The following is a 16,199-nucleotide window of genomic DNA, read 5'->3' on the forward strand; positions in this document are numbered from 1 at the left end:
TACAAGGTGACGGTGTCTCCGGATTTTGTAGTCAAGTTTTTAACGCTTTGTTTATTGTTATAGGTCGTTCCTGTACCATCTGCTTTGGTGTTCCAACCACTAAAGGTGTACCCCGGACGAGCATAGGCATTGGCTGTCAATCCTTGTTCTTTGTCGTAGACAAAGGCTTGGTTACTCATCGTGCCTGTTGCTTCTGTTGCATTCTTATCAAACGCTACTTCATAATCATTCGCTTTCCATTGTGCATAATACGTAGTATTTCCATTTGGCACAACTAACGAATTCGGCATTTTATCTGTTCCTGTTTCAGAAGTGAACCAACCGGTAAAGGCATAGCCTTTACGTGTCGCATCTTTAATTCCTTTAGATAAGTCATACGTTGAGCCCGTCGCCAGATTGGTAATGGTTGTTTGATCTGTTGCTGCAGAGGTATCCCCACCTGCATTTAAATCAAACAGAATATTGTTACTTTCATTCCCTAACCACTGTGCATACAAGGTGACGGTGTCTCCGGATTTTGTAGTCAAGTTTTTAACGCTTTGTTTATCGTTATAGGTCGTTCCTGTACCATCTGCTTTGGTGTTCCAACCACTAAAGGTGTACCCCGGACGAGCATAGGCATTGGCTGTCAATCCTTGTTCTTTGTCATAGACAAAGGCTTGGTTACTCATCGTGCCTGTCGCTTCTGTTGCATTCTTATCAAACGCTACTTCATAATCATTCGCTTTCCATTGTGCATAATAAGTAGTATTTCCATTTGGCACAACTAACGAATTCGGCATTTTATCTGTTCCTGTTGCAGAAGTGAACCAACCGGTAAAGGCATAGCCTTTACGTGTCGCATCTTTAATTCCTTTAGATAAGTCATACGTTGAGCCCGTCGCCAGATTGGTAATGGTTGTTTGATCTGTTGCTGCAGAGGTATCCCCACCTGCATTTAAATCAAACAGAATATTGTTACTTTCATTCCCTAACCACTGTGCATACAAGGTGACGGTGTCTCCGGATTTTGTAGTCAAGTTTTTAACGCTTTGTTTATCGTTATAGGTCGTTCCTGTACCATCTGCTTTGGTGTTCCAACCACTAAAGGTGTACCCCGGACGAGCATAGGCATTGGCTGTCAATCCTTGTTCTTTGTCGTAGACAAAGGCTTGGTTACTCATCGAGCCTGTCGCTTCTGTTGCATTCTTATCAAACGCTACTTCATAACCATTCGCTTTCCATTGCGCATACAAGGTGACAATGTCTCCGGATTTTGTAGTCAAGTTTTTAACGCTTTGTTTATTGTTATAGGTCGTTCCTGTACCATCTGCTTTGGTGTTCCAACCACTAAAGGTGTACCCAGGACGAGCATAGGCATTGGCTGTCAATTCTTGTTCTTTGTCGTAGACAAAAGTTTGGTTGCTCATTGTGCCTGTTGCTTCTGTTGCATTCTTATCAAACGCTACTTCATAATCATTTACTTTCCATTGCGCGTATAGTTTTTGACTCCCACCAGTTTCTACTAGATTCAATATACTTTGTCCGTCTGTATAAGGTGTTCCAGAACCATCTGCTTTGGTGTTCCAGCCACTAAAGGTGTACCCAGGACGAATGTACTTATTTAAAGTTAAACTTGTTTCAGAATCATAAGTAACGATTTGATTGTTCATTGACTCCGTAGCATCTGAAGCATTCTTATCATAGATAATTTGATAAGTGCCTGGTGTCCATACGGCATATAAATTTAGATCAGTTGTATTCAAATTAATTACTTGTTGTGCAGAATACATTGGTTCTGTCGCCTTGGGATCTGTAGACCAACCAGCAAACGCATAATTAGATCTACTTGAAAGCCCCGTCGTGGTATAAGAAGCTACGGAGTAATCTTCACCAAGATAAGCTCCTCCATTTTTTTCTTTAGCTACAACTTTATGTCCATGGAGGACTGAAGAACCATCAACAGCAGCTGTACTATCTACATACCCTTTAACGTCATAGGTTCCTGCCGAACCAACATAATTTGGATGATAGGTTATACTAGATGGCGTTGCTATATAATTTCCATCTTCTGCCCAAATAGCATATAAAATAGTATTTTCATTAAAAGGATACGTTTGACCAGCTACGTACTGAGTACCCGTTCCTAATACATTTTTAGCCCATCCTGCAAACATATATCCTGTTTTTTTAAGTCCTAGTGTAGAGACATCAGAAGAACTTGCTAAAGTTACATTAGATCCTTTAGGACCATTAAAAGATTTTGGAAGAGAACCCGAAGTGTTCCCATTCCCATTATATATAACGTTTATTCCATCTTCTGACTTAATCCATTGGGCATATAAAACTAGACTATCATGATCAACTGTATTGATACTGTCTCCAGCATTATAAGTATTCCCTTTTCCGTCAGCTTGAGTATTCCATCCGTTGAATATATATCCGTTTTTAGCCATATTCCCATTATCTTTTATAGTATAAGATGTTGCATCCGTATCATCATACCGAATATAATCTCCCGAAGTATTCCCGTTTCCTAAATAAATTATTCTGGATTTTAAAGTAGATTCTGTTGGTATCCATTTTGCATATAATTTTAAATTTTGACTAAAATTAAAAATAGATCCAGAAAAGTAATCTTTACCTTTTCCATCAGCCTGAGTATTCCAACCAGCAAATACATAAGTAACTAACTGACCAGATTCAACAATGGCTTTAGTCAAGTCGGCTCCTTGATTGGAACCATCAATTGTTTTTTCTGTATAACGTTGTTCTATCATGTCAGAAGGTGGCGTTCCCCCTGTATTTCCATTACCATCATAAGCTAAAGTGATATCTTTTGCCTCTAAATCCCATATTGCGTAATATACTTCATCAGTAGTAGGTGTGATAGACGCTCCTTTTGATAATACATCCGAATCACCTGCATGAGCATTTTTATTTTTGCTCCACCCGACAAAAATATAATCATTCGTATTGATTGTTCCAGTAGAAGCGTTATTATCTTTATATTGCTTGTTAACCAAAGTGTTTTCATTTGGTAAAGTAGTACTTTTACCTTTTCCAACGTAAAGATCATTTGGAACTAATCCAGAGGTATTTCCATTTCCGTTGAATGAAACGACATATGAATTTTCTGGTATAACGGCTTGTTTTTTCCATTTTGCATAGAAGATTAAATTATCATTTCCTACAATAAATGTTGATCCGGGTGAATAATCTACTTCCTTTCCTTTAGAATCTAACAAATACCATCCGACAAAACTATATCCGGGATACGAGAAGTTTGCTTCAGGTTCTGAAACGGTATAACTAGTTGTATAGTTTCCTTTGATAGATACTGAATCAGGCAAATCTCCTGTGACACCACTTTCTAAAGCAACATACATGATATTTACAGTTCCAGTAGTTCCACTACCACCGCCACTCGGATTTTTTTTCCATGCAGGTTTAAAAACGACATCCTTATCAGGAGACATATTTTGACCTGGTGTATAGATACTGGAACCATCTGTCCAGCCAATAAAAGTATATCCATCTTTAGATAAATTTCCTTTATTTTCTAACAGAGTATAAGATTTGTTATAGGCAACTGTAGTCGTACCTGTATCAGGTACACTCCCACTCGTTGCATCTCCCTTATCATAAGATATTTTGTAATTTATTGCTTCCCATTGTGCAGTTAAAGTCCCTGGATTTTTTGTTGTAGCTAGATTCCCTAGTAAAATTTTATCATTTGGTTGATAGGTTTTGTCGTCTTTACTATAAGTCCATCCAACTAGTTTGTATCCTGTTCGAGTTACTTCGGGCACTACGAAAAGATATTGTTCAGAGGCACTAGTTAATGGATATACATTATTTGATGTTATTCCTGAAGGAAGTTCACCATCGGCACCATTTTTGTTAACTTTTATTTGCGTCCAATATTCTGATAAAGTAGGAGTCCACACCCCATATAGCGTATTAACTCCAGACGATAATGTATACTTATTTCCTGCATAGTAATCTGGAACAGAGGCATTTTTATTTGATGACCATCCCCAAAAAACGTATCCTTCTGAAGGTGCTGTGTTATCTAATGGTATATCAGGCAAAGTGATAGTTGTACCTGATGAATCTGTTACAGCAGCGGGATTACTACCTGATTTGGCTTGTGTTAAAAACTTTAATGTTCCTTGAGTTCCGTTGATTGACCATTGAGCAACTAGTGTAGTGTCTTTTGTAGGCTTATAAGAATCACCTTCATAATAAATGTTGGTTCCGTCTGACCAACCTACAAATGTAGAATTATTTTTTGTTAAGGAACCTTTGCCAGGTATTAAAATTGAATCACCTTTACTTACATTAGTATATTTGTAAGGTGCAGATCCTCCAGTAGCCCCATTGCTATTCAGGGATACAGTCCATTGAGAAACGGGATCATAAGATGTCCAAATTGCAACAAAGTTCCATGATGAAGGGCTCTTGTTTGTTCGCCACCTACCTCCAGGGTAGACATCTACACTATTATCTAATCTCCAATGGCTAAATGTATACACCTTGCCATCTGTACTTGTTCTAGTAGGAATATTTGATGGGACAGTATACCAATTACCGTCTGCAGCAACTCTTGTGTTGCTGGGCATATTAGATACAGAATCTGTGGAGCCAATAGGCAGTCCTTGCTGATAATTAACACTTTGCATAGGTCCCCACTGCGCCACAGCAACAGTTGAATATTTAATTTGTACGGTTGATCCAGCAGCGTAATTAGATCCATTTATTTTCCATGTATTAAATTTATAGCCTCCTCTTACTGGTGTACTCGTTGGAAGAGTTAATGTATAACTTTTGTCTGCGTTAGTCTTGATTCCATTTGTTAGGTCACTATCTGTCGTACTACCACCATTAAGATTAAAAGTTAAAATTGGTTCAGCATCTGCAGGATTTGCAACAATTTTTAAATATAGCGTCATATTATCAGCAGTAAAAGCGTAATTGCTGCCCGGTGAATAGTCTGTCCCCGTTCCATCTGCTTTAGTATTCCATACCCCCGAAATAGTTGTATTAGCTGTTGAAGCTGTTAGCCCTGAAGGTATTTCCGGAATTTTTATGACTGTCCCTAATTTTTCAAATTGACTGTTAGGTGCCGAATTTCCTTTCGCTCCATTCAAATTGAAAGATAGTGTAGAGGCAGTAGCCCACTGAGCATATAGTATTGTATCCTCACTATATGGCCAAGAGGCAACTACTTGTCCAGCAGAGTAACTATCACCGCTCCCATTAGGATCTGTATTCCATCCATCAAAAATTTGTTTTTTTGGATCTGGTGCCGTAAAATTTAATTCTCCAGTACCTGTCCCAACAGCCCCTACAGTGTAAGTTCCATTAAGTGCGATTTGATCATTTTTAACAGTACCAGAGTTTGTTCCACCATTAGCATTGTAAGTGATTTTAGGATTACTTACGGTCTCAGATTGTGATTCTATTGATGAAGATTCGTCTCCGTTTTTAGCAGTATAAGAATCGCCTGTTTCATTAGACTTTTCTTGCTGATCCATATTGGAACTGCTCTCGTTGTGCTCTTTTTCGATATTTTCGGACGAATCTATTTGATTATCTGTCTTCTCTCTCAAATCAGTAGTAAATCTTGTTGTTTCCATTTGATTACTTTCACTATCAGGGGTTTCAGCAAATACAGCTATTGGCTGTAGAACAATACTCATAGTTAAAATAGCCAAAGTACTGAGCATACTGAATTTTGTTTTTTTCATTGTTGTACCATCCTTTCTTCTATATGATTAACCATTTTTATAGTAGAGATTATTAAAACTATTTCCTTTTCTATAAAAATATTTTTATTATAAAACTACGTTTATGTAGTGTCTTTTCTTAAAAATTGATTAATACCATTAAATTTAGAAATCAATATTGCTTCCTTATAGTTGTCTTCTTAAAAGTATTGAGTAACAATATTATTATTTGTTCTACTATTCAATTCGATTTGGACTGAAATACCTTCTGCAAAAAGATTTGCTGAGAAAATATCCAACCCCCCATTCCGTCATAATAGCCTTTTCAATTCCAAAATATTGTTGAATTTTACTATTTAGTTTTCTTATTTTAGAAGACATTTGACTTAGTGTAGAATTATCGCATTTCCTCCAAAGACGATTAGATAGATCATTTCTATTTATAGCTTTTCCCTTTTCCTCTAACAAAATTTGATAGATTCTTCTACAAGTCGGGTCTAACTGTTGGACAAAAAGGTCATTATAAGTAACAGAACTATCAGTATTCCCCTCTTCAATATAAGTAGTTGGCAAATAATGTCCTTCAACGTTTTCTAAAATATCAGCCTGTGTAGCTAAAATTGAATTTTCACATATCACATCAACTATTCCGATTTCATTCAAATACCCCTTTTCCTTAGCCGTAGGAATTTTTTCAACTTTTAGTAAACATGTAACATCACTTTGTCTCTTCAACGTTGAAATCATTCTAATTATCTTTTTTAGCGAAAAGGTATTACTAAATAGTACAATTGAAAAATCGTATGCCATTTCAGGGAATTTTTGTTTCTTTTCCCAATGATTCACAAGCGCAGTCGTCAAAAATGCCTCATACCCTAAACTTCGTAATTGTTTATAGGTTTCTTGTTCATTATCTACGTTGCTTGTTAAGAACAATATTGGCTCCATTCTTATTCCTCCAAATAATATAGATTTATAGAAACAGCTCTGTAAATCGTTCGAGTTAACCAAGAAGGAAAGCTGTTAATAATATGTTAAAATTTAGTCTTAGTAGTTACTTCTCGTTACTTGGTATTGCGTATACTAGGTAACCAGAAATATCCTTTGGCAGTAGGCGGTTTTTCTTATCTTTGACGGCTTTTGACGGGTTATACATTTAGGCAGATAGTTTATTCTCCACACGTTCTTTCTTCAAAATAGTTTCTCTCAAACTAATAATATCTGCATCTGTGTACGTATCCAGCGTCATTTTAGCGGAAGCATGCCCTAACAGGGCACTAATTGCGGTGATGTTCCCTTGTGCTTCCAGACACCTTGTCGCAAACGTATGCCTTAATTGGTGGAAATGAATACCTTCCAATCCACATTTCTTTAACAGTTGGTGGAAATGGTAGGTGAGTAGTCTCGGTTCTTTGGGCCATTGGGTCTCCGAACAAACGAAGGGACCTACTGCTTTTTTATACCCTCTTTTCAACCATTTATATAGATTGGGACTTATAGGAATTTCACGAGCAGAATTGTGCGTCTTGGCAGGAGCCAATAGTAACTCTGATTTTTCATTCCCATTTGGATAGGGAATTCTCTGGTAGGTACTTTTAATTTTAATCAGACGCTTGTTCAAATCTACGTCTTCCCATCTCAGCGCCGCAACCTCTCCAATACGTAAGCCTGATTTCAAAGCTAATAAAACAGGAAGTGCTTTTGTTAGTGACAGCTTCTTAGCTTGTTTCTCTATCTTGACTTCTTCCAGCCTGGAGATAGATTTGATTTTTTGGGGCTGTCTTTTAGGCAAGAGAACGTTCTTACAAGGAAATTTAGCGATCAATTCTTCTTGATACGCTTCATATAAAGGTTGTTTCATTATTTGATAGGTCACGTGAATCGTAGTCGCTTGTAAGGACTGGTCGATCCAAGTAGCAATCATTGTCTGAATGGTTTCTCTTGAAATTTGATTTAATGGTCGTTCTCCGATATAAGGAAAAACATATTTCTTTAATTTATATAGATACGTAGCATAAGTAGATTTTTTTAAGACTATTTTTCTTCTTTCTAACCATTTTAAGCAGTAAGATTGATAGGTCAGAGTACACTCCCCATTTGTTTCGATAATAGATAGATACTTAAATTTCTCTGTATACAAACGTTCTTTCACTTCAGAATAGGTCTTACCGTATACGTAACCATATTGAATGGTTCCATTTTCTTTTCTCCCTTTTTTATATCTTCCCTCCCAGCGGTTATCTTTCCTTTTGTAAATATTTTCTCCTTTTTTTGACATAGCTTTTTCCTCCAATTTTGACGATTTTACTGACGGCTAATAATAATTAGTCTCAAGAATATGTATATAAAGGCGTTTATAATCTTTTTTTGTTAAAATATTACTGAGTATTGATAAAAAAACCAGAACATTGTATACTTAAATCGCGATACAACAACTGGTTACGTGGTATACGCAATACCAAGATTCAGTTGTATTTTAAGCTAGACAATTTTTAAAAAATGCAAATAGTCTAGCTTATGTTTATATATATATATTTGTGAAATAATTAATTTTATTAAAAGTATTCTTGATAAAACAACTACTTCTACAAGTATAGAAGTAGTTATTCTTTTTTTTTTTTGAATATTGTCCTATAATTCGTCAAAAATATTCATCTTTCGACAAAGAGGGATAGATTTTAAACGAGATAGAAAAAACCGACTTCAAAAGTTAGACTGAAAATCTAATTTTTTGAAGTCGATTTTTATTTGTTTAAACTTATCATTGAGTTCATTTTTAAAATAGTATCCACATCTCAATTGACTATTTAACTCCGCAAGAGTTTGAAGAGCTGGAAAAAGAAAATAGCGTAATTGTCTCTATTCAAAATATGTCCAAGATATTGGATGTAGGATAGAAGTTGGATTAGAGTCAATAACTGAGACACTTTTTACGAGAGTTTTTTTATGTTAAGCAGCAAGTATTTTTTCTCAAATGCAACCGGAGACAAATACGTTAAAACACTGCGAATTCTACGGGTGTTATAAAATCCTTGAACGTAACTGAAAATTTGTCGCCTTGCTCCCTCAAAAGTTTGATACGTTGGCCGTTGATACACATGTTCTTTCTTCAATAATACATGGAATGATTCAATTCCTGCGTTATCGTAGGGACAGCCTTCACGGCTGTAGGAATGGGTGATAGTTAATTCTTTCAGTCTTTTTTCGTATTCATTACTTTTATACTGAGAACCTAAATTGGTATGTAAAATCTGCCCATTTACAACGTTTCTATTTGAAACAGCGTCTTCAAGGGCTTTTTCTACAATAGCGGTTGTCATGTGACAATCGAAGTGATAACCAATAATTTTTCTTGAATGAAGATCCATGATGGTTGAAAAATAGCACCATCCATCTTCTAATGTATGAATATCTGTGATATCAGCCACCCATTTTTGATTCAAACCAATAGTAGAAAAACTTGCTTCAATAAATTTTGATAGTTTTTTAAAAGTTTCTTGGCATGCTTATCAGCTTTAAATTTCTTAATGACAATCGATCGGTTTTTTTGGCATTTCATGGATATTTGAATACGTTCTATACTGATCTTCCGATAGTCTGAATAGTTTTGTGCAAGCAGATAACGAATTTTCCCAGCACCGTAGATACGACCACTTTCGTGGTAGATACGGAGAACTCTCCGACCTAATAAAGCTTGTTCTTCTGGAGTGTGTCTGATTGTTTTTCCGATAGTACACAGCTCCAGATATGCCAAGCAAACGACACATTTTTGATACACTATGATGGCCTGATTCGCTTTCGTGACGGATGAATTCAATAAGTTCCATTTCTTTTCCAGCAGGCCGAGTGCTTTTTTTAAGATGAGGAGTTACTCGTCTTTTTCATTTAATTGCTTTCTTAAGGCTTTTGCTTCAGCTGGAGTAAGTCCGCCAGGACTTGTTATAATGGCTCCTTGGACCCATTTCAGTATAGTAGAATATCCAACTTCATATTCTAAAGATAATTGGCGTGCTGATTTACCTTGGTTGTGCAACTCTAAAATTGTTTCTTTAAATTCTTTCGTGTAGCGTTTTGGCATGACGAGACACCTTCCTTTGAGATTAGTTTACCCTCTCTCAAAATCTGTCTCAACTTCCATGCTACATCCACTACACATTGCCTCAACTATCGGAATTTACTAATAAACCTGTAGATTATACGAATTTGTTAAAAAAAATCAATCAGTAGTTATCACAGCATTTGATGATGATATTGCCCCTTACACATATTCTCAGTCATTGGCTCGTCACTTAAACTGTAAACTGATATTAATGCCTGAAGGAAAGCATTTTATTGATAGAGACGGAGTTTTAGAACTTCCGATTGTCTATGATGAGTTGCTATATTTGTTACAACCTCAGTTATAGTGATGTCCAAGAAATCTTGTATGATCGTGGCATTTAGGTTTGTCACACCACGATTTACCGATAGGTTCAAGAGTATGGGAAAATTATTTATCAAATTTGGAAGAAGAAAAGTAGACAATCTTTCTACTAATGGAAGATGGATGAAACCTATATCAAAATTAAAGGAAAGTGGCACTATTTGTACCGTGCGATTGATGCTGACGGACTAACTTTGGATATTTGGTTGCGTAAAAAAAGTGATACACCAGCGCCATATGCCTTTTTAACACGACTAAAGAAGCAATTTTGAGAACCGTCGGTTCTGGTTACCGATAAAGCTCCTTCCATCAATAGCGCTTTTGAAAAGTTACAAAGATCTGATCTATATACGAAGACAGAGCATCGAACAGTAAAATATTTGAACAACTTGACTGAACAAGAACATCGTCCAATTAAATGTCGGAATAAGTTTTATCAAAATCTTCGAACGGCTTCAGCTACGATCAAGGGAATGGAAACGATTCGAGGAATATACAAGAAAAGCCGAAAAGAGGGAACGCTTTTCAGTCTGTACTGAAATTAAAGTGTTACTAGCAATCCCAGCATAAAAGATCGATTAACTAACAAGAGGGTTTTCTATTTCGGTCTTTGCAACAGAACCCTTATCATAAATAGACGTTGCGTATATCTGTCCTTTTCTAATAGCGACATCATCGATTCCAATCGCTTCAATCTCCGGGGATCCCTGAATTCAAGGCGGTCGTATAACCGCTGAATAGTATCATTACTCACTGAAACACCTAGAAGTTCAAGAATCTTACTCACGCATTCGTTTCTAAAAAATGGCAACACCTAAAATGAATGTATTAAGCGCCTCGGTTCGAACTTGAGAGGGACGAAAAAACGATAGCAGTTCCGTAAATACTTGGTAGAAAAACGCCAGATTTAGGCAATAATACTTATATACATCGGCATGAAGAAGCGTCTGCTTTCCATGAATCGGTGTGTCTTGGATCGTTCGTATATACGTTGAATACAGTTTGTGACAAGTAACACCGCAAGCCGGACAAGAACAACTATGACATCTTGACTTGACAAATAGATGAATGATTTCCGCAGTTTCTTCTACATCATAAGTAAAAGGATCGTCATCTAATAAAAAAGAACAGCTTGTAAATTCTTTGTACTTGATCATCCTAAAGACTGCCTTTCTTCCCTAGATTACAGAATAGTCAGCCACAAATACATAACAAATAGCATGAAAAAGCGAGTAATAAACTACTCGCTTTTTCGTGCTATGCCCACACTTGAGAAAGAGCCCAAGAGTCGGACAGATCGTTTTTATACGTACTGTTTAGCTGTAATTCTCCTTTAGATATTTTAACAATTCTAGAACCATTCCCACAGCCGACTTGCTGTCTGGACGGTCTTCTAAAAATTGCAGGACGGAAAATTTTTGGTTCTGACTGTCAAAGGCGTAAAGGAAGCTGTTTTGCAGCCCGCGTTCATCTTGCTTTTCTTTGATTTCTGCGGTTCCTGTTTTTGCCATGAGTGGAATCCCTAAGGACTGCAGACTATTGGCAGTGCCGTTAGGATCTTCAACAACCGCCTGCATGTCTTGATTAATGCGAGCGACCGTTTCAGCAGAGACTACATTATTTTTTGTTTTATTTTCTTGCGACAGCAAAAGTTTTGGATAAACGATCGTTCCATTATTAGGAAAAACTGAGTACGTCGCGATTTGCTGAATCGGATTCAATAGCAGTTGCCCTTGTCCGTAACCGGTATCGGCCAATAAAATATCTGAGCTGAAATTCTTTTCGGTGGATATTTGCGCGGGATTCATTTCAATCGGCAAATCTAACTCTTCTCCGAAAATGAATTTGTTTAATCCTGCACGAAATGTTTTCTCCCCCATTTTTAAAGTTTCTTGAGCCATGTAGATGTTATCGGAATAAATCATCGCCGTCCTTAAATCGACTGGCGAAACATCGGAAACACGAGTTACTTTGTATCCTCCCCAAGAAGCATCCTGCTGCCATTTTAGTCCATTGATCGCTAAAGCCTGGTTCGGATTAATCGTTCCAGCATCCAATCCAATCGCGGCCGTGATCAGCTTGAAGGTTGACCCTGGCGCATAACCGTTTGAATATCTTGCTAAAAATGGCAAAGCTTTGTCTTTCGAAAGTTTGTCGTAATCCGTTTGACTGATTCCATGAACGAAGTTATTGGGATCAAAGCTCGGCGAACTGGCGACAGCCAGCAAATCTCCCGTTTTCGGTTCCGTCACTACACTTGACCCTCGCTCATTACCTAATGATTTATAGGCCAAGTATTGCGCTTGGACATCAATCGTTAATTGGATCTTTTTCCCTTCAACGACATTGATTTTTTGCAGAATTTCCTTTTCTTTCCCTTCGCTGTTCGTTATAGCAATATACCCGCCATCGCGACCTCGCAGTTCTTTATCAAATACTCTTTCCAGTCCAGTCCGACCAATAATACTACCTTCGGATAAATCTTTATTTTTTTTCATATCCTCTGCTGTTACCGCTCCGACATATCCAATAAGATGCGCGGCCGCCTCACCGATTGGATACGTTCTCCCAATATCCGTTTGTACTTCTAATCCATCTGGAGCCTCGAAGTTTTCAGGTACTTTCGTTTCAGTCTTTAATGGAACAAAATACTCTTCCTTGACCCAGCTTTGCTCTAATGACGTATTGATGGATTTTTCAGTCAAACCTAGAGCTTCACTGATTTTTTTGATTTTTTCCTGTTTTTGCTCCCCTTCGCCCAGCGCTTTAGGCACGACCCCCAAGTTAACGATCTCACTATTATTGGCTAGGCCATGTCCATTTCGATCCACAATCTCTCCTCTTGTGGCAGAAAGGTAATGATAAGCCACCTTATCCGTCTGTTTCATTCCAGAAAAAATCAAATTCGGTGCCCATTCGATTAAACTATTGCCTTTTGTTAATGTTCCTTGATAATTTTGCTTAAACGACTTTCCTAAACCTGTATAAAGAATCGCCGTATACGCAAATTGATTCTCCTTTATTGTAAGATTCTTAATTTTTATATCATGAACACGTATACTGCCATAAATATTTTGGTACTTTTCATTTACTTGCTGCTTTGAAAAATCCAGCGATTTTAACGAGTCTTCGGAAAGATATTTTAAAGAATCCTGATATTTTCCTTTCGAAAGGCGATCAACAAAGGCCTTGATCGTTTCCTTCCCTTTTGCCTCCATCCGTTGTTCATTTATCGTGCGGTAGCCGAAAAAGAAAAGACAACCGATAATCAAAATTCCCACAACGATAACGATTCCCTTTCCTCGCTTGTGTTTCTCACTTCGTTTCATTTTTTCTACACCTTCCTATATACTACATCTGTAGTTTTTTTAGTAATAAGAAACTAGAAATCAATAAATTTCTAGCTCTTTTAATATTGCTAATGTTTTTTCAGCCGCTGCCGATCCAGTTGCCTTTACTCCTTGTAAATGACAGGCAAAATAATAGTTCCCCTTATTCGTTTCCATCGACCCAAGGAACCAGCCTGTACTCGTTGTTACACTGTTGCCGGTCCCAGTTTTTCCGTAAAGCGTATATTCTGGCTGTGTTTGTAAATGAATGGCCTGCTTTACAAATGCCACATTATCGGTCGAAAATGATAGCTTTCCTTCCAGCAGCCTTTTAAACAGATTCACTTGTTCAAATGGTGATATTTTCAAGGATGATTCCAGCCAATAATTATCAATTCCTCCTAAAAGATTCATATTTCCATAGTTGATTGAACGAAAGTTTTCTTTTAATTTCGTTTTTCCCAATTCCGAATCAAGCTGCTGGAAATACCAATTAGTGGAATTCGTTAAGGCTGTTTGAAGATTCTGATCATGATTCCAGCTGTCAATTGGATAGTCCGTTCCATCCCAAGCCCGTACATTATTTGTCTGATTAATTTTATGTGCATCAAGTGCGAACAGCGCACTCCAAATTTTATAGGTACTGTCAGGCGAATAGCGTTTGTGCCCTGCCGCTTGATTATAGGTCAGATAGCGATCCTTGCTATCATCATAAATGACCAGCGAATTATTTTCGTTTTGATCAAAAAGTGGATCGTATTTCTGTTCAACCAGCGGTTCTTGTCGCGAAAATTGATCCGTTTCGTCGGTCCTCGCTTGTGGGATTATCAAAAAAATACTGAAAACTAAAGCGATCACCACCATAAATTTAGCAGCCAATTTTTTTGTCGACGAGGGCTGAAAGCTGCTGATGCATTCGATTCTTCTCGTCAGCTCTTTCCGCTTACCGGAAAAACCAAGCAAATATAAATTCTGATTTTTTTGCACATAATCCAGCAATGTCTTTCCATAAAAGAAAACATCCTCTTCATTCAATAAACGCATCACAGACTGATCACAAGAAATTTCTCGGTCGCTTCTTGCTTGTTTGACGAGCAAATAGCTTACTGGATTGAACCAGTTTAGAATCGACAGCCAAAATAAAAAATTATTTTGAACCGTGTCCCTATCTCTCTGATGAACAAGTTCATGTAATAAAATGAAAAATAGCTGTTCATTTGAAGCTTTAGTAATAAAGTTGTTCGGCAATATAATCGTGGGGCGAAAAAAACCAAATGTCGCTGGGCTATCGACTCCATCACTCTGTAGGAGAACCAATCCTTTTCTGCTGTATCCCAAACATTTCTCTGCTTTTGTTAATTGTTTTTGAACTCTTTGATTATCCACTTTTACAGCCGCTCGAACCATTTTACGAAATTTGCTATAAGAATAGATTGCTCGAGCCAGAAAAATCACAACACCGATCGCCCATACAGCTTCCACCGACCATAAAAAAATAGAGCCGAAATCATTTGCTGGAAGTGCATTATCATTCATCCAGCTAGAGGACGTTCCTCCCATGAAATTTTGAGCATTATCCAAATGAAGCGAAGTCGGAAGTGATCGACCTGGCATTACACTTTGCATTCGGTAATAAATAAAATCCCTGAATTCCGTAAGAAGCTGATTGGGGATAAAGAATAAGACGGTCAATCCCGTTAGATTCCAATATTTGCCTTGATAAATTGGTGAAATCTGTTTTCCGAGCAGCCTTCTAAGTATGAATAAAAGAATCAGATACAGGTTGGAAGAAACGATATTCAAAAGAAAATGAGTCATCTATTTTCTCCTTTTATTTAATAATTCCCGCAACTGGTCGATTTCCTTTTCGTCAATCGATTCATCCTCAACAAAATTAGAAACGAAATCACTGACCTTGCCATCAAAAAATTTGTGAATAAATTTTTGGCTTTCCTGCTTCACGAAATATTCTCTTGGTATTAGTGCGTGATAGACGTACACTCTGCCTGATTTTGAATGTTCAACAGCCCCTTTTTGTTCCAAACGAACCAATAGCGTTCGGATCGTATTCGGGCTCCACTCTTCCTCTTTTTCAAATGCTCGGATAATCTCCTTTGAATCAACAGAGGCTCTTTTCCAAACGTATTCCATAATTTTTAGTTCCGCATCGGTAATTTTTATCTCTTTTTTCATCACTGACTCCCTTCAAACTACATTTGTAGTTTAATCGATTCAAAATGATTTGTCTATAAAAGTTTTCTTGATTCCTCTTTCCTCAGTCTGTCTCGGAAAAAATGAAGAAAACTTAAGACTTCTCAACTTCTTTCGGCTCTATGCGTTTACTACTCTTACAAAGAGACAATAAAGTGAGATAACGTAAATGAGCAGAAAAATAAGTATCCTAGCGTTCGTTCCAATAAGTATAGTTCCTTTTATCGGAGTGTATTTTCTTTTTAATCGAACCGATTTCCACCATACTATTTTTGACGGTTTTTATAGTACCTTAGTTCGTTCAAATTCTGTTCCTACTTCTGATGGCACAGAGTACACTCAAACCTATATCGACTGGCCGAACGTCAAAAAAAAACGGGCCGGCCATCCATCATCGACGAAGACAAAAGACATTTTTTCTAACGCTTCTACTGAGGATCTAAAGAAACCAGTGGGTCTCACGATTGCCAATGAAATAGACGGAAAAACGAACAAACCCGCAATCAGATGACCGCGGGTTTGTTT

11 protein-coding genes and 1 pseudogene are annotated in these 16,199 nt (G+C 37.3%); 2 read left to right on the top strand and 10 right to left on the bottom strand.

Annotated features, from left to right (window positions below; translation table 11 throughout):
* The 6 genes from I592_RS21300 to I592_RS19590 form a co-directional block, all read right to left on the bottom strand.
* Nucleotides 1–5,732 (bottom strand): InlB B-repeat-containing protein (locus I592_RS21300; RefSeq protein WP_016250204.1); only part of this gene is annotated, 5,732 nt, incomplete at its 3' end.
* 216 nt (nucleotides 5,733–5,948) lie between these two features.
* On the bottom strand, nucleotides 5,949–6,659 hold the full coding sequence (locus tag I592_RS19575) for a helix-turn-helix domain-containing protein (RefSeq protein ID WP_010782424.1): 711 nt from the start codon (nucleotides 6,657–6,659) through the stop codon (nucleotides 5,949–5,951).
* Nucleotides 6,660–6,867: 208 nt separating this feature from the next.
* Complete coding sequence (locus I592_RS19580; RefSeq protein WP_010782423.1) at nucleotides 6,868–7,989, bottom strand: tyrosine-type recombinase/integrase; 1,122 nt, start codon at nucleotides 7,987–7,989, stop codon at nucleotides 6,868–6,870.
* 652 nt (nucleotides 7,990–8,641) lie between these two features.
* Nucleotides 8,642–9,139, bottom strand: coding sequence for an IS3 family transposase (locus I592_RS21155; RefSeq protein ID WP_244265228.1), 498 nt, complete (start codon nucleotides 9,137–9,139; stop codon nucleotides 8,642–8,644).
* Between the two features lie 11 nt (nucleotides 9,140–9,150).
* Entirely contained in the window at nucleotides 9,151–9,465 is a 315-nt protein-coding gene (locus I592_RS21800; RefSeq protein WP_155857522.1) for a hypothetical protein, read from the bottom strand.
* Nucleotides 9,466–9,579: 114 nt separating this feature from the next.
* Nucleotides 9,580–9,789 (bottom strand): transposase, encoded by a 210-nt coding sequence (locus I592_RS19590; RefSeq protein ID WP_010782420.1) that lies wholly within the window; start codon nucleotides 9,787–9,789, stop codon nucleotides 9,580–9,582.
* A gap of 290 nt (nucleotides 9,790–10,079) precedes the next feature.
* On the opposite strand from I592_RS19590, the pseudogene I592_RS19595 reads away from it, so the two are divergent.
* A pseudogene (locus tag I592_RS19595) lies at nucleotides 10,080–10,704 on the top strand (IS6 family transposase).
* 227 nt (nucleotides 10,705–10,931) lie between these two features.
* Here I592_RS19595 and I592_RS21165 read toward each other — a convergent pair.
* The 4 genes from I592_RS21165 to I592_RS19610 all read right to left on the bottom strand — a co-directional run bounded on the left by I592_RS21165 (nucleotide 10,932) and on the right by I592_RS19610 (nucleotide 15,656).
* A complete protein-coding gene (locus I592_RS21165; protein ID WP_010782419.1) occupies nucleotides 10,932–11,291 on the bottom strand; it encodes a transposase family protein in 360 nt (119 codons plus the stop codon).
* 159 nt (nucleotides 11,292–11,450) lie between these two features.
* Nucleotides 11,451–13,463 carry a penicillin-binding protein PBP4(5) gene (gene pbp4, locus I592_RS19600; RefSeq protein WP_010782418.1) on the bottom strand — a complete coding sequence of 671 codons (2,013 nt, stop codon included), beginning with the start codon at nucleotides 13,461–13,463 and terminating at the stop codon, nucleotides 11,451–11,453.
* 60 nt (nucleotides 13,464–13,523) lie between these two features.
* A complete protein-coding gene (locus tag I592_RS19605; protein WP_010782417.1) occupies nucleotides 13,524–15,281 on the bottom strand; it encodes a BlaR1 family beta-lactam sensor/signal transducer in 1,758 nt (585 codons plus the stop codon).
* On the bottom strand, nucleotides 15,282–15,656 hold the full coding sequence (locus I592_RS19610) for a BlaI/MecI/CopY family transcriptional regulator (protein WP_010782416.1): 375 nt from the start codon (nucleotides 15,654–15,656) through the stop codon (nucleotides 15,282–15,284).
* A gap of 187 nt (nucleotides 15,657–15,843) precedes the next feature.
* On the opposite strand from I592_RS19610, the gene I592_RS21870 reads away from it, so the two are divergent.
* Complete coding sequence (locus tag I592_RS21870) at nucleotides 15,844–16,185, top strand: hypothetical protein (protein WP_010782415.1); 342 nt, start codon at nucleotides 15,844–15,846, stop codon at nucleotides 16,183–16,185.
* Nucleotides 16,186–16,199 lie beyond the last annotated feature (14 nt).

The organism is Enterococcus gilvus ATCC BAA-350 (assembly GCF_000407545.1).
GTDB classification, from domain to species: domain Bacteria; phylum Bacillota; class Bacilli; order Lactobacillales; family Enterococcaceae; genus Enterococcus_A; species Enterococcus_A gilvus.